This is a genomic window from Curtobacterium sp. MWU13-2055, assembly GCF_023242305.1.
Taxonomy (GTDB): Bacteria; Actinomycetota; Actinomycetes; order Actinomycetales; family Microbacteriaceae; genus Curtobacterium.
The window spans coordinates 123,919-150,482 of sequence record NZ_JALLIO010000010.1; the positions used below are offsets into that span (position 1 = coordinate 123,919).

The 26,564-nt window shown below is 70.3% G+C and carries 21 protein-coding genes; 13 read left to right on the plus strand and 8 right to left on the minus strand.

Features of this window, described 5'->3' with window-relative positions; translation table 11 throughout:
- Positions 1-172 precede the first annotated feature (172 nt).
- The 6 genes from M4960_RS17485 to M4960_RS17510 are packed head-to-tail and all read left to right on the plus strand — an operon-like array spanning position 173 to position 7,707.
- Complete coding sequence (locus tag M4960_RS17485) at positions 173-1,930, plus strand: ABC transporter substrate-binding protein (RefSeq protein WP_228505606.1); 1,758 nt, start codon at positions 173-175, stop codon at positions 1,928-1,930.
- Positions 1,927-2,907, plus strand: coding sequence for an ABC transporter permease (locus tag M4960_RS17490; protein WP_111085432.1), 981 nt, complete (start codon positions 1,927-1,929; stop codon positions 2,905-2,907). The genes M4960_RS17485 and M4960_RS17490 overlap by 4 nt, the downstream gene beginning before the upstream one ends.
- Positions 2,904-3,848 carry an ABC transporter permease gene (locus M4960_RS17495; protein ID WP_123293511.1) on the plus strand — a complete coding sequence of 315 codons (945 nt, stop codon included), beginning with the start codon at positions 2,904-2,906 and terminating at the stop codon, positions 3,846-3,848. The genes M4960_RS17490 and M4960_RS17495 overlap by 4 nt, the downstream gene beginning before the upstream one ends.
- Positions 3,845-5,638 (plus strand): ABC transporter ATP-binding protein, encoded by a 1,794-nt coding sequence (locus M4960_RS17500; protein ID WP_248704946.1) that lies wholly within the window; start codon positions 3,845-3,847, stop codon positions 5,636-5,638. The genes M4960_RS17495 and M4960_RS17500 overlap by 4 nt, the downstream gene beginning before the upstream one ends.
- On the plus strand, positions 5,635-6,504 hold the full coding sequence (locus M4960_RS17505) for an alpha/beta fold hydrolase (protein WP_248704947.1): 870 nt from the start codon (positions 5,635-5,637) through the stop codon (positions 6,502-6,504). Before M4960_RS17500 ends, M4960_RS17505 begins: the two co-directional genes overlap by 4 nt.
- Before the next feature lie 12 nt (positions 6,505-6,516).
- Positions 6,517-7,707, plus strand: a complete 1,191-nt coding sequence (locus tag M4960_RS17510; protein ID WP_131881262.1) for a glycoside hydrolase family 1 protein — start codon at positions 6,517-6,519, stop codon at positions 7,705-7,707.
- 13 nt (positions 7,708-7,720) lie between these two features.
- On the opposite strand, the gene M4960_RS19845 is transcribed toward M4960_RS17510, so the two are convergent.
- Positions 7,721-8,935: an ankyrin repeat domain-containing protein gene (locus M4960_RS19845; protein WP_131881261.1), complete on the minus strand. Its 1,215-nt coding sequence runs from the start codon at positions 8,933-8,935 to the stop codon at positions 7,721-7,723.
- Positions 8,936-9,092: 157 nt separating this feature from the next.
- Here M4960_RS19845 and M4960_RS17520 point away from each other — a divergent pair, with 157 nt between their 5' ends.
- The 7 genes from M4960_RS17520 to M4960_RS17550 are packed head-to-tail and all read left to right on the plus strand — an operon-like array spanning position 9,093 to position 17,032.
- On the plus strand, positions 9,093-9,713 hold the full coding sequence (locus tag M4960_RS17520; protein WP_123293515.1) for an acyltransferase: 621 nt from the start codon (positions 9,093-9,095) through the stop codon (positions 9,711-9,713).
- Positions 9,710-10,807, plus strand: a complete 1,098-nt coding sequence (locus M4960_RS17525) for a DegT/DnrJ/EryC1/StrS aminotransferase family protein (RefSeq protein ID WP_123293516.1) — start codon at positions 9,710-9,712, stop codon at positions 10,805-10,807. The genes M4960_RS17520 and M4960_RS17525 overlap by 4 nt, the downstream gene beginning before the upstream one ends.
- A complete protein-coding gene (locus tag M4960_RS17530) occupies positions 10,804-11,820 on the plus strand; it encodes a Gfo/Idh/MocA family protein (protein ID WP_123293517.1) in 1,017 nt (338 codons plus the stop codon). The genes M4960_RS17525 and M4960_RS17530 overlap by 4 nt, the downstream gene beginning before the upstream one ends.
- A complete protein-coding gene (locus M4960_RS17535; protein ID WP_248704948.1) occupies positions 11,817-13,124 on the plus strand; it encodes a nucleotide sugar dehydrogenase in 1,308 nt (435 codons plus the stop codon). Before M4960_RS17530 ends, M4960_RS17535 begins: the two co-directional genes overlap by 4 nt.
- 4 nt (positions 13,125-13,128) lie before the next feature.
- Complete coding sequence (locus M4960_RS17540) at positions 13,129-14,418, plus strand: lipopolysaccharide biosynthesis protein (protein WP_248704949.1); 1,290 nt, start codon at positions 13,129-13,131, stop codon at positions 14,416-14,418.
- A gap of 41 nt (positions 14,419-14,459) precedes the next feature.
- A complete protein-coding gene (locus M4960_RS17545) occupies positions 14,460-15,638 on the plus strand; it encodes a glycosyltransferase (protein WP_248704950.1) in 1,179 nt (392 codons plus the stop codon).
- Entirely contained in the window at positions 15,635-17,032 is a 1,398-nt protein-coding gene (locus M4960_RS17550) for a right-handed parallel beta-helix repeat-containing protein (protein WP_248704951.1), read from the plus strand. The genes M4960_RS17545 and M4960_RS17550 overlap by 4 nt, the downstream gene beginning before the upstream one ends.
- A gap of 1,384 nt (positions 17,033-18,416) precedes the next feature.
- Here M4960_RS17550 and M4960_RS17555 read toward each other — a convergent pair.
- The 7 genes from M4960_RS17555 to M4960_RS17585 form a co-directional block, all read right to left on the minus strand.
- Positions 18,417-19,559, minus strand: coding sequence for a glycosyltransferase family 4 protein (locus M4960_RS17555; RefSeq protein WP_173169856.1), 1,143 nt, complete (start codon positions 19,557-19,559; stop codon positions 18,417-18,419).
- Between the two features lie 41 nt (positions 19,560-19,600).
- The gene (locus M4960_RS17560; protein ID WP_173169855.1) at positions 19,601-20,887 is read right to left on the minus strand and encodes a glycosyltransferase family 4 protein; all 1,287 of its coding nucleotides are present in this window, start codon (positions 20,885-20,887) and stop codon (positions 19,601-19,603) included.
- Entirely contained in the window at positions 20,884-21,549 is a 666-nt protein-coding gene (locus M4960_RS17565) for a sugar transferase (protein ID WP_308222027.1), read from the minus strand. The genes M4960_RS17560 and M4960_RS17565 overlap by 4 nt, the downstream gene beginning before the upstream one ends.
- Positions 21,550-21,552: 3 nt before the next feature.
- Complete coding sequence (locus tag M4960_RS17570; RefSeq protein WP_248704952.1) at positions 21,553-22,911, minus strand: polysaccharide biosynthesis tyrosine autokinase; 1,359 nt, start codon at positions 22,909-22,911, stop codon at positions 21,553-21,555.
- A gap of 119 nt (positions 22,912-23,030) precedes the next feature.
- Positions 23,031-24,851, minus strand: a complete 1,821-nt coding sequence (locus M4960_RS17575) for a hypothetical protein (protein WP_248704953.1) — start codon at positions 24,849-24,851, stop codon at positions 23,031-23,033.
- Between the two features lie 146 nt (positions 24,852-24,997).
- A complete protein-coding gene (locus tag M4960_RS17580) occupies positions 24,998-25,426 on the minus strand; it encodes a DUF3060 domain-containing protein (RefSeq protein WP_248704954.1) in 429 nt (142 codons plus the stop codon).
- A gap of 75 nt (positions 25,427-25,501) precedes the next feature.
- A partial coding sequence (locus M4960_RS17585; RefSeq protein ID WP_248704955.1) for a hypothetical protein occupies positions 25,502-26,564 on the minus strand: 1,063 nt, incomplete at its 5' end.

Sequence of the window (26,564 nt, forward strand, 5' to 3'; positions counted from 1 at the left end):
CGCACCGTGCGCAGCGACCCTCGCAGCGACCCTCACTCCGACCCTCACTCCGACCCTCGCTGCCGCCGCCCGCCACTGCGTACCACCCCGGCACGGAACCCCGGTGTTGCGCGACGCGATGTAAGCGCATACATTGACCCAGTACCGATTCGACACGGAGGTCGACCGAGCAATGACGCTTCCCCCACAGCGCACGCGCGGCAAGCGCGACCCCGGGACCCGCGCTCCCGGAACGCGCCCCGGCAGCACCCGACGACGCGGACGCCTCGTCGCGGCGATCGCCGGGCTCGCAGCAGTGGCCCTCATGGCCACCGGCTGCAGCATCCAGGTCCGGTCCGAACCCGATCCCACGATCGGCAAGGACACGATGCTCATCAACGCGGACCACGGCAACCCGCTGTTCGACCGCAACTTCAACCCGTACATCGCGAACGCCCGCACGGCCTCCAAGTGGATGTACGAGCCGCTCATCGAGATCAACCCCCTCGACGGCAAGGGCACCCCGTGGCTCGCCAGCAAGTGGAGCCAGCCGGACGCCAGCACGATCGACATGACGATCCGCCAGGGCGTCGAGTGGTCCGACGGCTCGCCGTTCTCGGCGAAGGACGTCGTCTTCACGTTCGACCTGCTGAAGAAGTTCCCGGCGATGGACGTCAAGGGCGCCTGGCAGCACATCAAGAGCATCGAGGTGGACGGCGACCACGTCGTCTTCCACCTCAAGAGCGACGACGTGCCCAGCCTGAACATCATCGGCGCGACGTACATCCTCGGGGAGCAGCACTGGGGCGGCGTGAAGGACCCCACGACGTTCCGCGACCCGAACCCGGTCGGCACCGGTCCGTTCGTGCTCGGCAACTACACCGACCAGCAGTACTCGATGGACAAGAACCCGACGTACTGGCAGGCCGACAAGATCGCCATCAAGCACCTCATCCTGCCGGCGACGAACACGCAGCTCGACACCGTCACCCGCGGCTACGACTGGGCGTACTCGTTCATCTCGGACGTCAAGGGCACCTGGGGTGCCGCGTCGAAGACGAACCAGTGGTGGTTCCCGGCCGGTGGCGTGATCGGCCTCATCCCGAACCTGACGAAGGCCCCGTACAACGACGTCAACGTCCGCAAGGGCATCTCGCTCGCGCTGAACCGTGACGACATCGCCGAGACCGCGTCCGAGGGCAACCTGGCGGCAGCGGGCCAGACCGGCCTGATCCTGCCGAACCAGGAGAAGTACCTCAACCCGGACATCCCGGACAAGGGCATGATCACGCAGGACGTCGACGCTGCGAAGGCCGCGTTCGCGAAGTCCGGCTGGACCGAGCAGGGCGGGAAGATCATGAAGGACGGCAAGCAGCTGTCCATCACCATCATGACCGCGAACGGCTACTCGGACTGGCTCCGTGCCGCGCAGGAGGTCCGTCGCGACCTGACGGCCATCGGCGTGAAGGTGACGATCCAGGCACCGCAGCCCGCTGGCTACCAGCAGAACATCAACAACGGCACGTTCGACATGGCGATGGGCGGCATGGGCAACGGTGACGTCTACCAGGCGTTCAACTCCCTGCTCAGCAGCGACTTCTACCAGCCGGTCGGCAAGTCGACGGTCAACAACTACGAGCGCTACAAGAACGCCGACACCCAGAAGCTCCTCGACGAGTACAAGGCGACGACGGACACCGCGAAGCAGCAGGAGATCCTCAACCAGCTGCAGGAGATCGTGTACGACGAGCTGCCCGTGATCGGCATGTACTACGGCGGGCTCTGGGGGCTGTTCAACACCGGCAAGTTCGTCGGTTGGCCCAGCGCCGAGGACCCGTACATGGCCCCGCAGAACTACGACTCCGCACCGCTGCTCATCTTCTCGAAGCTCCGGCTCCGGGACAGCGCAGCCGGCCAGGAGATCCTGAAGCAGCAAGAGGACCAGAAGTGAAGTACATCCTCCAGAAACTCGTCCTCTTCGTCCTGACCCTCTGGGCCGCGGTCACGCTGAACTTCGTGCTCCCGCGCCTCATGCCGGGCAGCCCGTCGGACGCCGCGCTGGCGAAGCTCAGCCAGAACGGCCCCGTCACCGAAGCCACCAAGAAGGCCATCGAGGCCCAGCTCGGTGTCCCCACGGGCAACCTGTGGGACCAGTACGTCAACTACCTGCACCAGGTCGTCACGCTCGACTTCGGGGTGAGCTACACGTTCTACCCGCAGCCGGTCGGCGACCTCGTGTCGAAGGCCCTGCCGTACACGCTCATCCTGGTCGGCGTCGTGACGATCCTCGCGTTCGTCCTCGGCACCCTGATCGGCGTCGCGGCGGCGTGGAAGCGCGGCACCTGGCTGGACTCGCTCCCGACGCTGTCGGGCTCGTTCATGTCGACGTTCCCGTACTTCTGGACCGCCCTGCTCCTGCTGTTCTTCCTCGGCTACGTGCTGCACTGGTTCCCGACCACGGGCGCCTACTCGGCGACCACCACCCCGGGGCTCAACGGAGCGTTCGCGGCCGATGCCCTGCAGCACGCGGTGCTGCCCGCGGTGACGATCCTGGTGACGAGCCTCGGCGGCTGGATCATCGGCATGCGCAACGCGATGATCAACACGCTCGGTGACGACTACGTGACCTTCGCCGAGGCGAACGGTCTGCGCGGCCGCACCGTGGCCGTCCGGTACGCGGCGCGGAACGCGATCCTGCCGAACCTGACCGGCTTCGGTCTGGCACTCGGTGGCGTGGTCGGCGGTTCGGTGCTGGTCGAGCAGGTCTTCGGCTACCCCGGCATCGGCTACCTGCTGTTCAACGCCGTCATCGGGCAGGACTACCCGCTGATGCAGGCCCTCTTCCTGATGATCACCGTGTCGGTGCTCATCGCCAACTTCATCGTGGACGTCATGTACGGCGTCCTGGACCCGAGGACGCGCCGATGACCAACAACGCCACTGTCGCTGTCCGGACCCAGGACACCGACGAACAACAGGCTCCTTCCAAGTGGAAGAGCATCGCCCGCCAGTTCGGCGTCGTCTGGTCGAACTCGAAGGCCCGGATCGGCATCATCATCCTCGCGGTGTTCGTGCTGGTCGCGATCTTCGCGCCGCTCCTGGCCCCGTACGGTGCCAGCCAGAACGGCTTCGCCCGGTCCGCCGACGCGACCGCCGACCACTGGATGGGCACCACCGCCGCCGGCGAGGACGTCCTGTCCCAGATCATCTACGGCGCACGGATCTCCGTGATGGTGGGTGCCGTCGCCGGCATCCTGTCGACGCTCGTCGCCGTCGCGATCGGCCTCAGCTGGGGCTACGTCCGCGGGTGGATCGGCGAGGTCATCGGCTTCATCGTGAACCTGTTCCTGGTCATCCCGGGCCTGCCCCTGATGATCGTCATCGCGGCGTACCTGCAGAACGGCGGCATCGCGGTCATCATCGCGGTGATCGTCGTCACCGGCTGGGCCTGGGGCGCTCGCGTGCTGCGCAGCCAGACGCAGTCCCTTCGCGGTCGCGACTTCGTGACGGCCGCGCAGTTCTCCGGCGACGGTGCGACCCGCATCGTGTTCCGCGAGATCCTGCCGAACATGACCTCGCTCATCGTCGGCTCCTTCTTCGGAGCGGCCACGAGCGCGATCCTGGCCGAGGCGGGCCTCGAGTTCCTCGGGCTCGGCGACTCGTCGATCGTCAGCTGGGGCACGATCCTCTACTGGGCGCAGAACTCCAACGCGCTGCTCACCGGCCAGTGGATCCTGCTCTTCGCCCCCGGTCTCTGCATCGCGCTGCTCGCGATGAGCCTGACCCTGATCAACTTCGGCGTCGACGCCGTGTCCAACCCGCGGCTGCGCGAAGGCGCGCGCCCGAAGCGCAAGGAGGCGACCGCATGAGCGGCTCGCGAACGTACGCAGATGACGGCCTGGAGGCGCGGGACGGCGCCGCCACGGGCCTCCCGTCCGACGGTGGTGACGCCCAGGGCGTCCTACTGGACGTCCGCGACCTGTCGGTCGTGTACGAATCGGCCGGCCAGACGGCCGTGCAGGCGGTCGACCACGTGTCGTTCAGCTTGCGGAAGGGCGAGTTCGTCGGCCTGGTGGGCGAGTCCGGTTCGGGCAAGTCGACGCTCGGCTACGCGCTGACGCGTCTGCAGAAGCCGCCGGCGCGGACGAACGGCGGCAGCATCGTCTTCAACGGTCACGACATCCATGACCTCGACGAGGAAGCGCTCCGGCAGCAGCGCCAGGGCGGCTTCGCGATGGTGCTGCAGTCCGGCATGAACGCGCTCAACCCGGTGCGCACCGTCCGGAACCACTTCATCGACATCTTCAAGGCGCACGGCCACGTGTCACGCGACCGCTGGGACGCCCGGATGAAGGAGCTCATCGAGAAGGTGAAGCTGCCGACGTCGATGCTCGCCCGGTTCCCCGGGGAGCTCTCCGGCGGCATGCGGCAGCGTGTCTCGATCGCCCTGGCCCTGTCGCTCGAACCGCAGCTCATGGTGTTCGACGAGCCGACCACGGCACTCGACGTGCTCGTGCAGCACGCCGTCATGGACACGATCATCGAGCTGCAGCAGGCCGAGGGCTTCACGGCGATCCTGATCAGCCACGACCTCGGCATCGTGCTCGAGGCCACCGAGCGCGTGCTCGTCATGCACGAGGGCCGCATCGTCGAGGACGGCGGCTCGAAGGAGCTCCTGCGCAACCCGCAGGACGAGTACACGCAGATGCTGCTGTCGCACTACGCCGACCCGCGGGCCGAGATCGTGTCCCTGCCCGGGTTCCCGGACCGGTCGCAGCGTGCGACGTCCGGCGAGAAGCGGCAGGAGGCCACGTCGTCGTTCAGCACCGTCGGGTCGCGTGAGCGATCGGCGGCGAAGAACCCGATCGTCGTCTCGAACATCGTGAAGACCTACCCGGCTCCGCGCCGCGGCGAGCAGCCGGTGCAGGCGGTGCGCGACGTGTCGTTCACCCTCGAGCCGGGGCAGTCGCTCGCCCTGGTCGGCCAGTCCGGTTCGGGCAAGTCGACCATCGCGAAGCTCCTGACCGGGGTCGAGAAGCCGACGACCGGCACCGTCCGGTTCGGCGACCTCGACGTCGCACGCCTGGGCAAGCGCGGCCTGCGGGACCTCCGGTCCGAGGTGCAGATGGTGTTCCAGGACCCGTACGCGGCGCTCAACCCGCTGCACACCGTGGAGTACACGCTCTCCCGCCCGATCGCGAACTACACGGACCTGAAGGGGCAGGACGCCCGACGCCGCGTGCTCGAGCTCCTCGAGACCGTGGGCCTGACCCCGGTCGAGCAGTTCGCGCAGAAGCTCCCGCACCAGCTCTCCGGTGGGCAGCGGCAGCGCGTCGTCATCGCCCGGGCACTCGCGTCCGACCCGCAGGTGATCATCGCCGACGAGCCGGTCTCGATGCTCGACGTGACGTTGCGCGCCGGCGTGCTCGCCCTGCTCGAGGACCTGCGCGAGCAGTGGGGCGTCTCGCTCCTCTACATCACGCACGACCTGCTCAGCGCGCGGCTCATCACCGACGACATCATGGTGCTCCACGAGGGTGCCGTGGTCGAGCGGGGACGGACGGCCGAGGTGCTGCAGAACCCGCAGGACCCGTACACGATCGCCCTGCTCGACGCCGTGCCGAACCCCCGCCGCGCCCTCGCGGAGGGCCGGCTGTGACCACGCTGCACGACTTCCCGGCGGTGCCGGCGTTCGGCCACCTGCCGACGCCGGACGGTGTCGACGTCGTCGGCATCGACCTGCCGATCGGTCGCCTCACGGCGTACCGGATCGTGCCGTCCGGGGTGTCGAAGGGTGTCGTGCTCATCGTCCCGGGCTACACCGGCTCGAAGGAGGACTGGCGCACGTTCCTGCCGCTCCTCCGCAACGCCGGGTGGTCGGCGGTGGCGATCAGCCGCCGTGGACAGGCCGACTCGGTCTCGCCCGACGACCGCACCGCGTACACGCTCGAGCAGGAGGCCGCCGACGTCGTCCGCGTCGCCGGACTGCTCGACGACGGCGCTCCGGTGCACCTCATCGGCCACTCGCTCGGCGGCGTGATCGTCCGCGCCGCAGCGATCGCCTCGCCGACGTCGTTCCGCGACGTGACGATGTTCTGCTCCGGCCCGCACGGCTGGTCGTACCGCAAGGCCGCCGAGAAGACGATCGTCGCCGACACGTGCTCCAACCGTGCGCTGTTCGACGCGCAGAACCCGCTCTGGGCCGGCCGCCCCGACGCCGAGCTCCCCGACGACGCCCGGATGGTCCGCGAGCGCTTCGACCACACGAGCGTCCTCAGCGTGCTCGGTGGTGCAGCGATCCTCGAGGACCGCACCGACACCACCGAGGAACTCCGCGCGACCGGACTGCCGGTGCTCGTCGCGCACGGCGTCTGGGACGGCGCCTGGCCGATCCCGTGGCAGGCGGACATGGCCTCGCGTCTCGGTTCGTCGTACGAGGTGATCGCCGAGAGCTACCACGGCCCCCAGATCGAGAACCCGCTCGGCACGGTCGCCGTCTTCGATGCGTTCATGAACGCCCACTGAAAGGACCCCGTCATCAGCACGCTCGACTTCCCGAAGGGCTTCCTCTGGGGTGCCGCCACCGCCGCGCACCAGATCGAGGGCAACAACGTCAACTCGAACTGGTGGGTGCACGAGCACGAGCCGGACACCACCATCGTCGAGCCGTCCGGCGACGCCGCGGACAGCTACCACCGCTACCGCGAGGACATCCGGATCGCCGCCGAGCTCGGCCTGAACTCGTACCGGTTCAGCATCGAGTGGGCGCGCATCGAGCCGGAACGCGGGTTCGTCAGCCGCGCCGAGATCGACCACTACCGCCGCATGGTCGACGCCTGCCACGAGTTCGGCATCGAGCCGATCGTCACGCTCATGCACTTCACGGTGCCCCGCTGGTTCGAACGCGACGGCTTCTGGCGCGCACCCGACGCGGCCGACCTGTTCGCCCGCTACACCGAAGCCGCGCTGCCCGTGGTGTCCGATGGTGTCCGGTACGTCTGCACGATCAACGAGCCGAACATCGCCGCGATGCTCGCCGGCGGCGAGGACGCGTCGAACCTGGTGGCGTACGGCCTGCCGAACCCGGACCTGGGCGTCGCCGACGCCCTGCTCGAGTCCCACAAGCGTTCGCGGGAGGTGCTCTCCCAGGTGGATGGCATCCAGAGCGGCTGGACCGTCGCGACGCAGGCGTTCAAGTCCAACGGTGAGCTCGGCGCGGACGCGATGCTCCGCGAGTACGGGTACCCGCGCGACGACTGGTACCTCGAGAACGCCGCCGGCGACGACTTCCTCGGCGTGCAGGCGTACACCCGGACGTTCATCGGCGCTTCCGGTCCGTTGCCCGTGGCGGACGACGTCGAGACGACCCTGACCGGCTGGGAGTTCTACCCGGAGGCCTCGGCCGACGGGCTGCGCAGCGCGTGGGAGCTGTCCGGCGGTGTCCCGCTGATGATCACCGAGAACGGCATCGCCACCGCCGACGACACCCGTCGCCAGGCCTACACGCAGGGCGCGCTCGAGGGCATCCACCGCTGCATCGACGACGGCATCGAGGTCCTCGGCTACCAGCACTGGTCGCTCCTGGACAACTACGAGTGGGCGTCCGGCTTCCGTCCGACCTTCGGCCTGGTGTCGTGGGACCCGGAGACGTTCGAGCGCACGCCGAAGCCGTCCGCGCACTGGTACGGGAAGGTCGCCCAGGCGAACGCCATCGAGACGGCGGAGTAGCCCGCCGGCTCGATCAGCTCCCCGAGTAGTAGTGCGCCAACTGCTCCGCGACCGCTCGGTCGCGGAGCAGTTCTGCGCGAGCGGTGGCGGTCGAGCCCTCGTCGTCCTCGGCGTTCACGTCGACGTCCAGGGCGAGCACGGACCGCACCGTGTCCAGGTCACCGGAGTCGACCGCGGCGATCAGCAGGGACGCGCCCCGTGAGCCGAGCGCCCTGGTGTCCGCACCCGCGGCGGCGAGCGACCGCACGATCGCACCGTGGCCACCCCACGCGGCGCGGACGATCGGGGTGTTGCCGTCGGTGTCCCGGGCCTCCAGGTCGGCGCCCGCAGCCACGAGCACGTCGATCGCCCGACGTGCATCGCGGTCGATCGCCAGCGTCAGCGGCGTCCGCCCCTCGGTGTCGGTGAGCTGCAGCGACGCGCCGCGACGCAGGAGCTCCTCGAGCATCTCGGGCCGGTCGAACCACGCGGCGGCGTGCAGCGGGGCGAAGCCCCAGCGCGGGTCGACGTCGTCGACGTCACTCGCGTCGTCGGCCAGGTGCAGTCCGCCCAGGTCGCCGTACGCGGCGGCACGCACCACCTCGGTGGCGTACTCGACCCAGCCGTCCGGCACCGGACCGTGCCAGCCGCGCGCTGGCCGTGCGTCGAGCTCCGTGTAGACGGACTCGGGCACGCTGCGGATCGCGACCCGGACGCCCCGGAAGCGGATCGCCACCTCGCCGACGGGGGAGACGAGCAGGCGGAGCTCCCACTGGTCGAGCTCGTGCAGGTACTCGAGCTCACCGCGCACGACGTGGGCGTCCCCGGCGAGCAGTGCTGCGGGGTCGGTGTGGGGTGGGTCCACCACGGCGTCGCGGAGTCGGAGCGTGACCCTGGCGTGGTTCCACCGGCGCCACAGGCCGTCGGGGGTGTCGAGCACCTCGTCGTTGCGGACGATGACCTCGGTGTGCACGACGACCGGGTCGGGGACACCGTGCCCGGGCAGGTCGACCGTCGTCGCGGTGTCGTCGTCGTCCTCGTCGTCCGGGTGCGCGAGGTCCGGGTGCGCGAGATCCGGGTGCTCGACGTCCCATCGTGCGATGCGGGAGTCCGTCCACTTGACGGTCAGGAGTGCGGCGACGGCCGGGGGAGCGTCCTCGAGCACGCGGGCGACGTGTTCCCGCTGCCCGTCGAAGTCCTCGAGGGAGACGTAGCCCACGGACGGCCAGTTCACTCGACTCCATCGCACGGGTCGACACTACCCGGCGGCCTCCGGGAACCGGTCCGCGGCGGTCGTCGCACGAATGCATCACGGCTGCAATGATGACACTTGATATGTCGTACCGGTATATCGTACGCTGGGCATGCAGCGGAGGGACCGCCGCGCCTGATCAGGAAGCGCACCCATGAGCCCGAGCACCATCCTCCCGAACGCGTTCGTCGCCCCGACCGCCGTCGTGTCGCCCTCGGCGGTGATCGCGCGCGGCGTCCGCGTCTGGGACGACTCCCACGTCGAAGCCGGAGCGTCCGTCGGCAGCGAGACACTGCTCGGCCGCGGTGTCACCGTCGGGGCCGGCGTCCAGGTCGGCGCCCGCTGCAAGATCCAGAACGGGGCACTCGTCTACGGGCCGGCCGTCATCGGCGACGGCGTCTTCGTCGGGCCCGGCGTCGTCCTGACCAACGACAACACGCCCCGGGCGATCAACCCGGACGGCACCCTGCAGGACGCCGACGACTGGCGACCGACCGCCGTCGTGGTCGAGCACGGCGCCTCCCTCGGCGCCGGAGCCCTCTGCGTGGCGCCGGTGCGCATCGGCCGGTGGGCGCTGGTCGCTGCCGGTGCCGTCGTCGTCCACGACGTTCCGGACCACGCCCTCGTCGCCGGGGTTCCCGCCCGCCGCATCGGCTGGGTGAGCCGCACCGGCCGACGCCTCGCGCAGGTCGACGACCGAACCCTGGTCTGCACCGAGACCGGTGACCGCTTCCGCCTTTCCGAGACCACCGACACGATCGAGGCCATCCGATGACCACCACACTCGAACTCATCCCGGCGGCGAAGCCGCTCATCGGCATCGAGGAACGCCGCGCCGTCGACGCCGTCCTCGAAGGCGGCGGCCTCGCGCAGGGTCCGGAAGTCGCTGCCTTCGAGCGCGAGTTCGGTGCGGTCCTCGTCGAGGGCGCAGCGGTCACCGCGGTGAACAGCGGCACGGCGGCGCTGCACCTCGCACTGGTCGCCCTCGGCGTCGGCCCGGGCGACGAGGTCATCGTCCCCTCGTTCACCTTCGCCGCCACCGCGAACGCCGTTCGACTCGTCGGCGCCGCCCCCGTGTTCGTCGACATCGACCCCCTGACGTACTGCGTCGACCCCGCTGCCGTGCGCGCCGCCGTCACACCGGCCACCCGCGCGGTCATGCCGGTCCACCTCTACGGGCACCCGGCCGACATGACCGAGATCGCCGAGATCGCCCGAGAGCACGACCTGCTGGTCATCGAGGACGCGGCGCAGGCACACGGTGCCCGGTGGGCGGGTGCGCGCGTCGGCAGCGGGTCCGACGCCGCCGCGTTCAGCCTCTACCCGACCAAGAACATGACGGCGGGCGAAGGGGGCATGGTCTCCACCCGGACCCCGGACGTCGACCGCATGCTCCGGCTCCTCCGCAACCAGGGCATGGAGCAGCGCTACGCGAACGAGGTCGTCGGCTTCAACGCGCGGATGTCCGACATCCACGCGGCGATCGGACGGGTCCAGCTCCGCAAGGTGCTCGGGTGGACCGCGCAACGCCAAGCGAACGCCGCCTACTTCACCCGTGAACTCGACGGCGTCGTCACCCCGACGACCGACCCGCGAGCCGAGCACGTCTTCCACCAGTACGTCGTCCGGGTGCCGTCCGACCGCGATGGCTTCGCGGCCGCCCTGCGGTCCGAGTTCGGCATCGGCACGGGGGTCTACTACCCGACGCCCGTGCACCGGCTGCCGTCGTTCGGCCACGAGGCCGACCTGCCCGAGACCGAGCGCGCAGCCACCGAGGTCCTCGCGCTGCCGGTGTACCCGACCCTGACCCTGTCCCAGCTCGACCGCGTCGTCGAGGCCGTCAACACCCTCGCCGGGGCCGGCCGATGAGCCGCGTGCTGCGGGCCGGCGTGATCGGCCTCGGGATGATGGGGCGGCACCACGCCCGGGTCCTGCGCTCGATCGACGGGGTCGAACTGGTCGGTGTCGCCGATGCGCTCGGCGACCGGCACGACGTCGCTCAGGGGGTGCCGGTCGTCCGTTCCGTCAGCGAGCTGCTCGCCATCGGCATCGACACGGCGGTCGTCGCAGTCCCCACCGCACTGCACGAAGCCGTCGGCGTGGAGCTCGCCGAGGCGGGGGTGCACGCCCTGATCGAGAAGCCCGTCGCGGTCGACGGTCCTGCTGCCGCGCGGCTCGTGGCCGCCTTCGACGACGCCGGACTCGTCGGTGCGGTCGGACACATCGAGCGGTACAACCCCGCACTGCAGGCGCTGCGGCAGCGACTCGACGCCGGAGAACTGGGCGACGTCTACCAGATCGTCACGCGTCGCCAGGGGCCCTTCCCCGCCCGGATCGCCGACGTCGGCGTGGTGAAGGACCTCGCCACCCACGACATCGACTCGACCTCGTGGATCACCCGGTCGCCGTTCGCCCACGTCGGGGCGCTCGCGGGGACGAAGAGCGGGCGGCCGCACGAAGACCTGGTGACCGTCACCGGTCGCCTGGCTGACGGCACACTGACGTCCCACCTCGTGAACTGGCTGACGCCGTTCAAGGAACGACTGATGATCGTCACCGGCGAACGCGGCACCTTCGTCGCGGACACGCTCACCGCCGACCTGACCTTCCACGAGAACGGCACCGTCCGGACCGAGTGGGACCAGGTGGCCGCCTTCCGGGGTGTGTCCGAGGGGGCGAGCACCCGGTTCGCCATCACCAAGCGCGAGCCCCTGCTCGTCGAGCACGAGGCGTTCCGCGACGCCGTGCTCGGGCGCCCGTCCGACATCGTCACCCTCCGCGACGGGCTGCGCACGGTGCTGGTCGCCGAGGCAGTCCTCGAGTCCTCGCGGATCCAGCAGACCGTGCAGCTCGGCACGGAGCCCGAAGGAGCAGCAGCATGAACGTCGTCGTCGTCGGTCTCGGCAAGATCGGACTCCCGCTCGCCGTGCAGTACGCCCGGTCCGGTGCCCGCGTCACGGGCCTCGACGTGGCGAGCGGGGTGGTCGATGCGGTGAACGCGGCCATCGAACCCTTCCCCGGCGAGCACGGGCTCGCCGAGGGGATGCGCGAGGTCGTGTCCGCAGGTCGGCTCCGGGCGACCACGGACGCCGCCACCGCGATCCCCGAGGCCGACGTCGTCGTGGTCGTCGTCCCGTTGTTCGTCGACTCGGACGGCATCCCGGACTTCGGCTGGATGGACGCCGCCACCGACACGATCGGGGACCACCTGCGACCCGGCACCCTGGTCGCCTACGAGACCACGCTCCCGGTCGGGACCACCCGTGGCCGTTGGGCGCCTCGGCTCGAGCAGCGGTCCGGACTCGTCGAGGGGCGGGACTTCCACGTCGTGTTCTCGCCCGAGCGCGTGCTGACGGGGCGGGTGTTCGCGGATCTCCGCCGCTACCCGAAGCTCGTCGGCGGGCTGTCCGACCAGGGTTCCGCACGCGGACGCGCCTTCTACGAAGCCGTCCTGCAGTTCGACGAGCGCGACGACCTCGACCGCCCGAACGGCGTCTGGGACCTCCGCACCGCCGAGTCCGCCGAGCTCGCGAAGCTCGCCGAGACCACCTACCGCGACGTCAACATCGCCCTGGCGAACGAGTTCGCACGGTTCGCCGAACGACAGGCCATCGACATCGCCGCCGTCATCGAGGCGTGCAACTCCCAGCCGTACAGCCACATCCACCGGCCCGGGATCGCCGTCGGCGGGCACTGCATCCCGGTCTACCCCCGGCTGTACCTCTGGAACGACCCGGAGGCGACGGTGGTCCGTGCTGCGCGTGCCCGGAACGCCGCGATGCCGTCGCACGCGGTCGACCTCCTCGAGCGCCTGCACGGCGACCTGCGTGACCAGCGCGTCGTCGTCCTCGGCGCGGCGTACCGCGGCGGGGTGAAGGAGACCGCCTTCTCCGGAGTGTTCGGCACGGTCGACGCACTCCGGGCACACGGCGCGCTCGTGACGGTCTCCGACCCGCTGTACTCCGCCGACGAACTCCGCCGTCTCGGCTTCGAGCCCCACGCCGACGGCGAGCCCGTCGACGCCGCAGTCGTGCAGGCCGACCACGCCGAGTACGCGACGTGGGACGAGTCCCGTCTGCCCGGTGTCCGGACCGTCGTCGACGGCCGGCGCGTGCTGGACGTCGCTCGGTGGGCATCGACCACCGTGACGGCGATCGGCGCTCCTGCCGTCGCCCCGTCGGCCTGACGCAGTGCGCTCCACGCCCCGACGGCGTCTCCCGGCGATCGCCACGATCCTCCTCGGCACCGTCCTCGGGCAGGGGCTCGTCGTGGCGATCTCGCCGCTCCTCACCCGGCTGTACACGCCAGCCGACTTCGGCACCCTCGCAGTGGTCACGGCGGTCGCGAGCATCCTCGGTGCCGGCGCGACACTCGGCACCGACCGCGCCCTGGTCGTCGCGCACCACACAGCGACGGCCAGGGCGCTGGTCGTCCTGGGGCTCCTCTCGACACTGACCGTCGGCGCCGGGACGACCTGGGCGTCCTGGGCGCTCCGGCACGATGCGGCGCGGTGGTTCGCCGCCCCGGCCCTCGCAGAACTGTGGTGGGTCGTCCCGGTGACCGTCGTCGCCGTGGGAGCGCAACGGATCGCCTCGGCCGTGCTCGCGCGTCAGCAACGACATCGTTCGATCGCCGTGCGCAACGCCTGTCAGGGCGTCGGTCAGTCCGTCTGGAACCTGACGATGGCCGTCGCCGGTCCGATCGGTCTGGTGGGCGGCCTCGCCGTGGGACGGATCGCAGCCCTGCTCGGGATGGTCCGGTTCCGGCGGGGCGACGCCGCGCGGACCACCCCGCGGACGCTCTCGGCCGCCGCTCGGGACCACCGGCGGTTCCTCCTCATCACGCCGTGGTCCTCCATGCTCAACGTCGTCGGGCAGCAGGCACCGTCGCTGCTCATCGCCGCCCTGCACGGCAGCGTCGCCGCGGGCTTCGTCGCCCTCACGATGCGGGTGCTCGGCGCTCCGGTCGGCATGGTCGCCGACGCCACCGCGCAGTACGCCGCCGGGGCGTTCGGCCTCCGCATCCGCTCGGCCGATCCGGTCCGCGGGCTGCTGGTCCGCCTCGTCGTGCGGTTGGCGCTCGCCGGGGCGGTGGCCGCGGTGGTGGTCGTGCTCCTCGGCCCGGCGGTGTTCTCGACGGTGTTCGGCCCGGAGTGGGCCGTCTCGGGGACGTACGCGCAGGTGCTCGTCCCGGCCTTCGCGATCCAGGTCGCGGTGTCGCCGGTCACGCAGGTGCTCTCGATGCTGCAGCGGCAGGGAGCGCAACTGGTCTGGGACGGAGCACGGCTCGCGCTGTCCGCCTCGGCAGTGCTCGTGCCGTCGCTGCTCGGTGCGCCGATGCCCGTCGTGCTCGTGTCGCTCGCCTCCGCGATGGCGATCTCGTACGCGGCGGTGCTCCTCCTCGTCCTCCGGGCCGCCCGGGTCCACGACCGAACCGCACACGCCGCTCTGGACAACCGATCCGTGAAATGCGACATGTAGATAACTCGCTTCGTGGGCGAGGAGACCCCTAGCTTCGGGGCATGCCCCTTCGTCCCCGCCCGTTCGAGATCGTGCACGTCTCGAGTGCGCACCCGTGGACCGACAACCGCGTGCACCTCCGCGCTGCAGGGAGCGCGGCGAAGGCCGGGTACCGCACCGCCCTGATCGCCGTCGCAGCAGCGGGCGTCGGTGCCGATCGCGATTGGGACCAGCCCGACCCCGAGACCGGGGTGTACGTCCGCAGGCTCCCGGCACGACGCCGCGGGCGCCGCGTCCTGGTGTCGTCCGTCCAGGCCGTCCACGCGGCACTGTCGTCGCGGGCTCCGATCGTGCACCTGCACGACCCCGAGCTCGTGTGGGCCGTCCCCGTGCTCCGCGGCCTCCACCGGACGGTCGTCTACGACGCGCACGAAGACCTGCCGGCACAGGTGCGGGGCAAGGAGTACCTGGGACCGGTCGCCCGCCGCGTCAGCACGGTCGCAGCGCACGCGGTGCTCGTCGTCGCGCGGCGAGCCCGGACGGTGGTGGCGGCGACCCCGACCATCGCGCGCCGGTTCCCCGTCGACCGCACGGTGCTGGTCCGGAACGTCCCGCAGCTGCGAGCCGAGGACACGGCGGTGCAGTCGGTGATCGACCGCGACAAGACCGTCGTCTACATCGGGTCGATGAGCCGCGACCGGGGCCTCGACGTGCTGACCGGTGTCGCGTCGTCCCGGAAGCTCCCCGACGGCTGGCGTGTGCGGACGGCCGGACCCATCGACGGAGCGGTCGACCGCCGAGCCTTCGACGACCTCGTCCGCGCGCGCCGGATCGACCACCGTGGCGTCCTGCTCCCGAACGCCGCCCGCGACCTGCTGGTGTCCGCGCGCATCGGGCTCCTCCCGCTCTTCCCCACTCCGGCGTACGCAGCCTCGATCCCGACCAAGCTGTTCGAGTACTTGGAAGCAGGCCTCGCGGTCGTCGCGACGGACGTCCCCCTCTGGCGGGAACTCCTCGCCGGCGCCGACTGCGCGACGTGGGTCCCGCCGGGCGACCCAGAGGCCGTGGTCGCCGCGATCCGCCGGTACGACGAGGACCCCGAGCTCCTCCTGCGTCACGCGACTTCCGGGCGAGCCCTGGTACGCGAGCGCTTCCGCTGGGACCGCGAGGAACAGGTGCTCCTCGACCTGTACCGGTCGTTGTCCGGTGTGGCACCGATGCCGGAAGCGACCGGACGGTGACCCGCGGCACGTCGTCGCGTCCGCACATCAGTCGTCGTGACGCACTGCTCGGTGCGGCCAGCGCGATCCCGGTCGCGCTGCTCGCCCCCGCCGGGCGCGCGCAGGCGTCGCAGCCGCAGCCGCAGTCGCAGCCGCAGCCGCGGTCCGACATCGGCGTCGCACGGCTGCAGGACGCCGTTGCCGCCGCAGACCCGGACGGCGTCCTCGTCGTGACCCGGCACTGGGTGCTCTCAGCGCCCGTGGTGGTCGACCGGCCACTGACGATCCGCTTCGTGGGCGGGTCGCTCTCCACCTCGCGCGACATCGATCTGGTGGTCGTCACGGCCTCGGGTGTGACCATCGTCGACGCCGTCCTCCGCGGATCGGGGTCGGACCACGCCGGCCTCGGCCGCGGGGTGCACATCGCCGGGACGTCGGCGCGACCGCTGCGGGACGTGCACGTCCAGGGCGCGGACATCCGTGACTTCCCGCACGACGGGGTGTTGCTCGAGCACTGCGGGGTCTTCAGCGTCGCCGACAGCGTGATCGCGGACATCGGGTACGCCGGGGTCCTCATGTTCTCGTGCACGGACGGCTCCGTGCTGCGCAACCGGATCGCTCGGATCACCCAGCCGGCGCCCTACCCGAACTCCTACGGGATCGAGGCCGTGCGGGCCACGACCACCGGGCTCGTCGAGGCGCCGCGGTCCGCTCGTGTCGTCATCGCCGACAACCACGTGTCCGACGTCCCCGCCTGGGAGGGCATCGACACGCACGGCGGGCAGTCCATCGCGATCTTGCGCAACCTGGTCGAGGACTGCCGGGTGGGCATCGCCGTCGTCCCCTCGAAGGACGAGTCGGACGCGAGTGCTACGAAGTACGCGCCGCTCGACTGTTCCGTCATCGACAACGTCGTCCGGCGGACGACCCCAGGACCGGGTTCCGGCATCGTCGTCCGGGGTGCCGGGGAGACCGTCGGCGACGATGCCGAACGGGCGAACGGCATCGTCCGGGGCAACACCGTGACGGGGTACGGGGACGGCGACCGTGACGGCGCGGTCCTCGTGTACCTCACCAGGGACCTGCTGGTCGCACACAACCACCTGCCGAGCGGGGTCCGGCGCGGCCTCTCGCTGTACCACTCGAACGACGCGATCGCCCTCGTCGGCAACCGCATCGCCGGGCTGCGGAAGCAGGGAAGCGCGACGTCGGTCGCGATCGACGTCCGCGCCACGGAGAACCGCGGGCACCTGATGGGCAACCACTACGACGGCAGTGTCGAGCAGGGCGCCGTCTACGGGGTGCTGTGTCGGCAGACGGCGAACGACCTGGTGCTCGTGGACAACGACTGGGGCGCGACGACGACTGCGGTCGTGGCCGTTGCCGGAGCGGTGGTCCGCGTCCGCGAAGGCTGAGCTGCGCGGCGGTCGGAACCGTTCCGCGGCGCCCGCTCCCAGCCACTGCGGGGTGCGATCAGCAGGATCAGCGTCCCCATCAGCAGCCCGTGCGAGAGCATCGCCGTGAAGATCGACGTGTTCGACAGCATGATGCTCGGCATCACCACCGCCATCGCCGCGACGCGCATCGGGAGCCCCCGGCTCGCACCGTCGAGGAACCGCAGCCAGACGAACAGCGCAGCCGCAGCGACGAAGATCCCGATCCACCCGAGGTTCGCGAACCCGTCGGCGAACAGGTTGGCGTTCGCGTAGCCCACCGAGCCGGGCACCAGGTAGTCGGAGATCCGTTTGGGTGGCGGCAGGTCGTAGGGGTAGTCGACCCAGGTACTGAGGAACGAGTAGCCGTACTTCGCGACGGGGTTGTCGGAGAAGTAGTCGACGTACACCGAGGACAGCAGCCCCGGCGTCAGCATGAAGCGGCGCGTGAACACCGACGTCCACGTGATGCCCCCCTGCACCTCGTCAGCGAAGGCGGAGACCACCATGATCGCGAGCGGGGCACCGAGGAAGGCGAGCGACCGCGCCGGCTTCGTCCCCCGGAACAGCACCGCCATGCCGAGGACGGCGACGAACGAGAACAGGACTGCCTTGAAGCCGGTGCTCGAGTACAGCAGGAACTGCCCGACCAGGGCGAGGACCACCAGCGACGGACGCCGACGGAAGATGCCCCGTGCGAGGAGGAGCGGGTTGATCACGTACGCCTGACCGGTCAGCAGGTAGCCGAGGGCACCGCCACTGCCGACGTCCGACGAGTAGTCGGCGCGCACCTCGTAGATGTCGTCGAGCGCCAGGAACCGGATGTGGATGCCGACCGTGGCCGCCATCAGCCCGTACGTGACGAGCGAGTACACCCAGCACACCGTCCACGTGAGCATGCCGCGGTCGATCCTGCGCGGACCGACGACGAGCACGTCGTCCGCTGGGTCGAGCTGCGCCGCCGGCGCCGTCGCGCTGCGCGGGGTGGCCAGACTGACCAGCGAGAACGCCGTGCCGACGGCTGCACTCAACCCGATCGCGGTGGCGGTGGACACGTACCCGGTCGAGACGCTCATGATCATCGTCGGGCTGACGCAGACGACGAAGATGGTCCAGAGCACGACGTGCGACGGCCGGACGAGCACCCGCGGCAGCGTCAGCGCCACGGTGGCCGTGAGCGTGATCACGACGAGCACCGCCTGCCACGAGGCGGGCACGAAGCCGTACCCGAGGTACGAGAACAGCGGCGCGACGAGGTTCGCCGAGATCCAGTTCATCGTCAGGCCGAGGAGCCCGACCGCGGCGAACACCCCGGCCGCACGCCCCACCGGCCGGGCGAGGGCGGCCCGGTCGATCGTCGCCTGCGTCACCGGGTGGCCGTCGCGCTCAGGCGCGCGGTGCGGACGCCGGGCAGGAGCTCGTCGTACATCGCGACGAGCCGCTCGGCCTCCGGGGCCCACGTGAAGCGTGCTGCGGCGCGCCGGGCCTCGGCACCGTGCCGACGGAGCAGGGCAGGGTCGTCGGCGTACCGGCGGATCGCCTCGGCGATGGCCGCCGGGTCGTCGGCGGGGACGAACGTCACGCACTCGACGCCGCGCAGCAGGTGTCGCCACAACGGGATGTCGGTGGCGATGACGGCGAGCCCGGCTGCCAGGTACTCGAACAGCTTCGTCGGGAAGATCTGGTCGGTGACGGGGGTCCGTCGGAACGGGACGACCCCGATGCGGGCGCGGAGGAGCAGGTCGCGTGCCTCCATCGGACCGACGACACCGCCGTGCACGGCCGAGCCGGTCGCCTCGGCGGCTCGCAGCCGATCCGTCGACGTCGCCCGGTCAATCGAACCGACCATCTCGATCCGCCAGTCCGCCGGGAACGACGGTTCCTCGACCACGGACGCGAGCACGTCGATCCCACGGTCGCGACTCAGGACCCCGACGTGCGCGACCAGGGCGGGGCGGGCCTCCAGTCCGAGCTGGGCGTCGTCCTCCGGACGCGCGAAGGGGAAGTTGTGGATCGCGATGCGGCGCGATGCCGGGAACCGGCGCCCCGTCCACTCGGTCGCCGTGACGACGCGGTGCGCCGTCCCGGCGACCCGCAGCAGGCCGTGCGACAGCCACGCGAACACGGCGCGCTGCCGGTGCGTCAGGTAGTCCTTGCCCCAGACCTGGTCGGGCAGGTCCTCGTGGGCGTCGTAGACGACGGTGCGACCGGCGAGCCGGAGCACCGGGACCGTCCAGATCAGCTCGGGATCGTGCAGGTGCACCACCTGTGCGCGCGAGCGCAGCGCGAGGACGAGTGCCTGTGTCGTCGACACGACCATGCGTCGGACGCGCGCTCGCCGCGGGATCCGCACCACCTCGACGGCCGTCGTTGGCGCGCTGAGGTCGGACGCGACGGCGATGAGCCGGACGCGGTAGCCGGCGGCGGCCGCTGCGGCGGCCTCGCGCAGGTGGACGCGGTTGTCGACCCAGGGGTGGGCGCTGGAGACGTGGACGATGTCGGGGTTCATGCTCGGGTTTCCTCGGGTGGTGCGCGGTGGTCGTGGGGAGGTCAGCGGGAGGCGACGGTGTCGTCGAGGACGCCCGCCAGGACGCCGGCGAGCCGGCGGTAGTCGTGCTCGCGGATGACGTGGTCGCGGCCTCGGGCGCCCATCGCGGCGCGTTCGTCAGCCGGCATCGCCGCGAGGGTCTCGATGCCCTCGGCGATCGCCTCGGGGTCGTCGGGTCGGACGTGGATGCCCGAGCCGGACGCGGCCACCGGTTCGAGCGTGACGGGTGCGCCGACGAGCAACGGGCGGCCGAGCAGCATGTACTCGTACTGCTTGTTCATCGAGACGCCGTGTCGGTACAGCGGCAGGTCGTGCATGTTGACGACCAGGCAGTCGGCCTGTCGGCCGATGCGACGCGCGTGGTCCTGCGGCACGCGTCCGTCCCAGATCACGGCGGTACCGGCCGGGAGGCGCGACGCGCGTTCCCGGAGCGCGGTGACGTCCGATCCGTCCCCGACCATGCGGAGCACCAGGTGCGGTCCGCCGCGAGCGGCGGACCGACGGCTGGCGAGCGCGAAGCCGTCGAGCACGGCCTCGAGGGCGTTGGCCGGGCCCATCGAACCGATGTAGGTGACCGTGAAGCGGTCGGTGTCGGTGTCGGTGTCGGTGGCGGTGCTCGTCGTTTCGGCGGCCGTGGTGTCTGGCTGGTCCGTCTGCTCGTCGATCGCCACGCCGTTCGGGATCCACGTGAAGGGGGTGGGCTGACCGCGGTCGGCGTAGTACCGCCCGACGCCCTCGAGTGGGGAGACGATGTGCGCTGCCCGACGGACGACGGCCCGCTCCAGTCGTCGGAGGACGCGGATCACCGGGTGCCGCTCGGTCATCCCCGCGAGCCCGAGTGCCGACTCCGGCCAGAGGTCGCGCGGCTCGAAGACGAACGGCACGTCCAGCCGTCGAGCGAGTATCGAAGCCGCCCACGCCGCCAGTGGGTGGAACGACCCACCGATCACGACGTCCGGGCGGGGGAGGCCCCGGAGCGTGCGCGGAGCCAGGAGCAGCGCGGTGAACAGGCCGATGTCGGCGACGCGGCGGATCGCGCGGCGTACGCCGGACCCGCGGTGGTCGACTCCGCGGAGCCAGCAGAACTCGTAGCCGTCGCCGGACCAGCGCTCGCGCAGCGTCGTGCCGCGGAGGTGCGAGCGGCCGGACGGGTGGTCCGTGCCGGCGGCGATGACCACCGTGTGCCACCCGTGCTCGCGGAGGCCGTCGGCCAGGTGCTGGTGCCGGGTCGCGCGCCCGTCGCGCTCGTGGTGGTGCGCGTAGTGGTTGACGATCCAGGCGGTCTTCACCGGGAGCCACCCGTCATCGCGGCCGTGCCCTCGAAGACGTCGGAACTGACGTGGCCCGGCGCTGCGATGCCCTCTCGACGGAGCACGATGCCCACCGTGCGGAGCAGGATGCGCAGGTCGAGGCCGAGGGTCAGGGTGTCGACGTACTCGACGTCCGACCGGAGCCGCTCGGGCCACGGCAGCGCGTTGCGCCCGCGGACCTGGGCCAGACCGGTCAGGCCGGGCAGGACGTCGTGTCGGCGGGCCTCCTCGGCGGTGTAGAGGTCGAGGTACCGGCAGAGGGTCGGGCGGGGACCGACGAAGCTCATGTCGCCGCGCAGGATGTTCCAGAGACTGGGCAGCTCGTCGAGGCTCGTGGACCGCAGGAACTCGCCGAACGGGGTGAGCCGGTCGGCGTCCGAGACGCGGCCGCGTCCCGGATCGGGTTCGAGCATCGTGCGGAACTTCAGGATCGTGAACGGCTCACTGTGGAGTCCGGGGCGGCGCTGGCGGAACAGCACCGGGCGGCCGAGCTTCGCGGCGACCAGGGCGGCGACAGCGGCGAGCACCGGAGCGAGTGCGACGAGTGCGACGGCGGCGCCGACGACGTCGAGGAGGCGCTTCGTGCGGAGGGTGCGTGGACGGAGGGTGCGTGGGCGGAGCATCGATCGGGTCCTTGTCATCGGTCAGGCGGTACGGGCGCTCGTGTACTCCGAGCGGTAGTAGGCGCTGCGGGACGCCTTGTGCTTCGTCTTGGTGAGGACGACGCCGGCGACCTGCTGACCGACGCGCGACAGCGCCTCGATCGCCAGACGCACGTCGGACGTCTTCGTCTGGTTCGCGGCGGTGACCAGCAGGGTCGTCGACACGAGGGTGCTGACGAGCGCCGAGTCGGTGACGGCGAGCACCGGGGGCGTGTCGACCAGCACGACGTCGAAGCGCGACGCCAGCTCGGCGAGGACCCGGGCCATCGCCTCGGACCCGATGAGCTCGCTGGGGTTCGGCGGGACCGTGCCGGCGGGCAGGACAGCGAGACCGTCGACGCCCCAGTCCTGCAGGACGTCCTCGAGCTCGACACGACCGACGAGCAGGTCGGTCAGTCCGGCGGCACCCTCGATGTTCATCAGGGCGGCCACGTTCGGTCGACGGAGGTCGGCGTCGATGATGACCGTCCGGATGCCGCTCTTGCTCAACGCGATCCCGAGGTTGGCGGTGGTGGTCGTCTTGCCTTCGGACGGGCGAGCGCTCGTCAGGGCGATGGTCGGGGCGCCGCTCGTCCGCAGGAACTGGATGTTGGTGCGGAGGCTGCGGAAGGCCTCGGACCGGGCGGAGTTGACCTCGTCGCGGATGATCAGCGGCTGACGGGCAGCGTCGGTGTCGAACGCGATGTCGCCGACCACGGGCACGTCGACGTCGAGGTCCTCGCCCGAGCGGATCCGCGTGTCGACGGCGGCGCGGAGCAGGGCGAGGGCTGCACCGACAGCGAGGCCGCCGAACAGGCCGAGTGCGATGTCCGCGGCCTTCCGCGGAGCGATGGGGCTCGTCGGCACGGAGGCCGGTGTGACTTCTTCGAGCGTGACCGACGGCTTCCGGTCGGCGCCGGTCGGCTCGATCTGCTGCACCACGGTGGCGAGGCTCTTCCCGATCCGTTCGGCGATGGTGGCCGACGCCTTCGCGGAGTCGTCCTGCACGGCGATCTTGATGATGACGCTGCCCGTGTCGACCGACGTGGTGACCTGGGACGCGAGGGCAGCTGGCGTGGTGTCCAGGTCGAGCTCGTCGATCACGCCCTGCAGGACCCGGGGAGAGGCTGCGAGCTGCATGTAGGACTTGATCTTCTGCTGCGCGGCCGTCGACCCCTGCGCGATCTCACCGGCTGTCGCCGAGGTGACCCCGGCGACGGACACGTAGTACGAGGTCGACGACTGGTACGTCGGCGGCGTGATGGTGGTGACGACGAGGGAAGCGCCAGCCCCGATGAGCGTGGCGCCGGCGATGATCCACCAGCCCGAGAGCAGGGCGCGGATGACGGCAAGGTAGTTCAAGGAGGGCCTCCGGTCGGGTTGCAGCACCAGTCTAAAACATTACATGTGAAAGAACAATACGGCACGCAGAAGGGGACGGGGTCAGCCCCCGTCCCCTTCGTCACTCGCCGGTGGCGGAGCTACGGCCGGACCGTGAAGACGTTCGACGTGCGGATGTACCCGTCCTTGGTCTGCTCGACCTTGAAGCGGAACTCGGTCGCGGTGCGGGAGACCACGCGGTCGAAGGCCATGGTGCCGTTCGCGTCGACGGTGATGTCGTCCGGTGCGACGATCCGGGTTCCGGAGCCGTTCAGGATCCGGATCGTGGCATCCGGGTCGACGGTGCCGGTGAACGTGTTCGCGACCCCCGGAACCAGGCGCGACGGACCGGTGATCCGCGCCTGCGTGATCGGGGCAGCATCGATCGTGAACACTGCACTCGTGCGGACGTCGTCACCGAGCCGCTGCTCGATCTTCATGCGGAAGTTCGTGGCGTCGTTGCTGATGCCCCGCGTGAACGCCCACCGGCCGTTCTGGTCCGCGCGGATGGTGTTGTTCACGATCTGGGTGTTCGACACGTTCAGGACGCGGATCGTCGCACCGGGCGTCGCGGTACCGGTGAAGGTGTTCACCACGCCCGAGGACACGTACTGGTTGTCGACCGCGCCGGGCTTCCAGTCCTTCACGGCCTCGACGCGGAAGAGCTCCGAGGTCGCGGTCTTCCCGTCCATCGCCTGGACGACCTTGAACTCGAAGCCGGTGGCGCTCGCCGACATGGCACGGCTGAAGGACCACTTGCGGTCGGCGCCGACGGAGATGCCGTCGACCAGGACGGTTCCGGAGTTGTTGACGATCTGCAGCTGCGCGCCGGGATGCGCCGTGCCCTCGAACCTGTTCGTGGTGCCGGCGTTGTAGGTCTTCGTCGTCACCGTCACCGGCGCCAGCGTGCCCACGATGTCGCTGGCTCGGAACGCCACGATCGGGGAGTCCCCGTTGCTGCTGAGCTGCTGGCGGAACTCGATCTCGCCGTCGTTCTTGCCGTCGGCGCCGGTGAAGGTGGTGGCGCCGTTGGCGACGATGGTGCCGAGCCTGGTGAAGTCGCCGACCTGGGTGCGGTACTGCGCCGTCGCACCCGTGATGCCGGTGATCGTGTAGGTGTACTTCGTGTCGCCGTTCGAGTCGATGTACCGGGTCGCCCCGGTGACGGTCGGAGCGGGGAGCTGGTTCTTGATGTCCTCGACCGCGATCGACACGCGTTCGGACTGCTGTGCCGCGAGCCGGAGCAGCACGGTTGCGCCTCCGTGCCCACGATCGGTCGTGATGACGGCGGTTCCGTCCTCGCCGATCGTGCCCACGTGGGCGTCGTCGGGGTCCCTGTCGTTGAGCCAGACCTCCGCGCCGGCGGTCCCGGAGATCGTGTACTCGAACTTCGTGTCACGGAACGCGTCGGTGTACCGGTACGCGCTGCTCACCTCGGGGGCTGGAAGTGTCGCTGGGATGTCCGCGGTCTCGACGCGAGTGTTCCCGGAGACCTGCGAGCCGATGCGCAGCTGGAGGGTTGCCCCTTCGTGGCCGCGTTGGGTGTCGATCACCGCGGTGCCGCTCGCGCCGATGGTCCCGACCTTGGCGAAACCGGGGGTGCGGTCCTCGATCCAGACCTCGGCGCCGGGCGTGCCGGCGACCGTGTACTGGAACCGGACGCCGGCGCCATCGGCGTGGCGGAGCGGGTTCGTGACGACGGGAGCAGGGAGGTCGGACGTGACGACCTCGGCCCCGGCGGACCCGGAGATCGTGGTGGCATCGGTCGTCGGCACCTCGGACGCGGAGGAAGCCGACGACTGGGCCTCCTCGGACGGTGCGGCGACGGCTGCGCCCGGGCCGAAGCCGAGGCCGGCGATGACGACCGCTGCTGTGAGCGTCGTTGCACCCACTGCGGTGAAGGTGCACTTGGTTCTGGGCATGGAGATGTGACTCTCTTTCACGGGAGGTGCTGGTTCCACCGATCCCAAGGTCTCGCTGCGTCGCGAGTCCGAGAGGCCGAGGCCGATCTGGCCGTCGGCCTCTCGGAGGTCACGGTGGTGATGGGGCCCTGCGGGGTGGGCTGGGGTCAGTCGGCTGCCTTGATGGTGTTCTTCTTGCCCTGGTCGTCGACCTTCGGTGCTTCGCCCGTGTAGGTGATGGTGTTGTTCGACCCGCTGAAGAAGACCTTCTTCGTCGAGGCGACCGAGATCGTGGCGTTGCTCGCCTCGACGGTGATGGTGCCGATCGTGCCGAGTTCGTACGTGCGGTCCGAGCTGATGAGGTTCGCTGCGGCGCAGTCGTCCGTCGTGATCGTCTTCTTCGAGTCGGCGTTGTCGTCCCAGAGCTGCACGGCGCCGTCGATGCACTCGTTGTAGGTGGTCTGGGCGGCCTTCGCGGTGCTGGAAGCCGTCGGCGCGGGGTCCTTGGCATCGGAGGAGCTGCACGCCGTCATGCCGAGTGCGGCGACGAGGGCGATGGATGCGGCCGCGAGACCGCGGGAGATCGTGGTGTTCATCGGGTTTTCCTCTCTGGTGAGCGTGGGGCGGCCCCTCCTGTCGCGAACTGCGAGAGGAGGGGCCGCCGGAGGGTGCTACTTGGTGTCGGCCGGCAGGGTGAAGAGCTCGCTGAGCTCCGTCTTGCCGTTCTTGGTCTGCTCCAGGGCGAACCGGAACTCGGTCGCACCGCGCGAAACGGCACGGTCGAAGCGCCATTCGCCCTCGGAGTCGACCTCGAAGATGCCGGGGACGATCTGCGTGCCGCTGATGTTCAGCACGCGGTAGGTGGCGCCGGGCTCACCGGTGCCGGTGAAGGTGTTCACGACGCCGGGCGTGACTGCACGGTTGTCGACGGTCACCGGAGCCAAGCCCGCCGCGTCGATGGTGAACAGCTCCGACTTCTCGATCTGGCCGTTCTTGGTCTGCTCGATCACGAACCGGAAGTTCGGTGCGCCGTTGGAGACGACGCGGTCGAACGTCCAGTTGCCCGCGTTGTCCACATTGCGGATGTTGGGGACGATCTGGCTGCCGGAGATGTTGAGCACCCGGTAGGTGGCGCCGGGCTCACCGGTACCCGTGAAGGTGTTCGAGCGGCCCGGGGTGACCCGTTCCGGTGTGAGGACCTTCACCGGGGCGAGTGCCGTGGCGTTGATGGTGAACAGCTCGGACTTGGCGACCTGGCCGTTCTTGGTCTGCTCGATCACGAACCGGAAGTTCGATGCGCCGTTGGAGACGACGCGGTCGAACGTCCAATTGCCCTGGTCGTCGACGTCGCGGATGTCGGGGACGATCTGGTTGCCGGAGACGTTGAGCACCCGGTAGGTCGCGCCCGGCTCCGCCTTGCCCGTGAAAGTGTTCGAGCGCCCCGGGGTGACCGAGGCCGGACCGGACAGCGTGATGGGTGCCAGTTCGGCACGGCCCTCGACAGTCGCGGTCACGGTCACCCGGTCGATCTCGCGGTCATTGACCTTCTGGATCACGACGAGCTCGTTGTCCCCGACTTCGAGGCCACCGACGGTGAGGGACCAGGCGCCGGTTTCAGCGTTGGCGGTGGTCGATTCGTCGCCGATGGAGATCGCCGCGCCCTTGGTGGCCGTGCCGGACACGACCGCCGTCTTGGCGATGCTGTCGACGGAGTCGACCTTGGCGGTCAGCGCG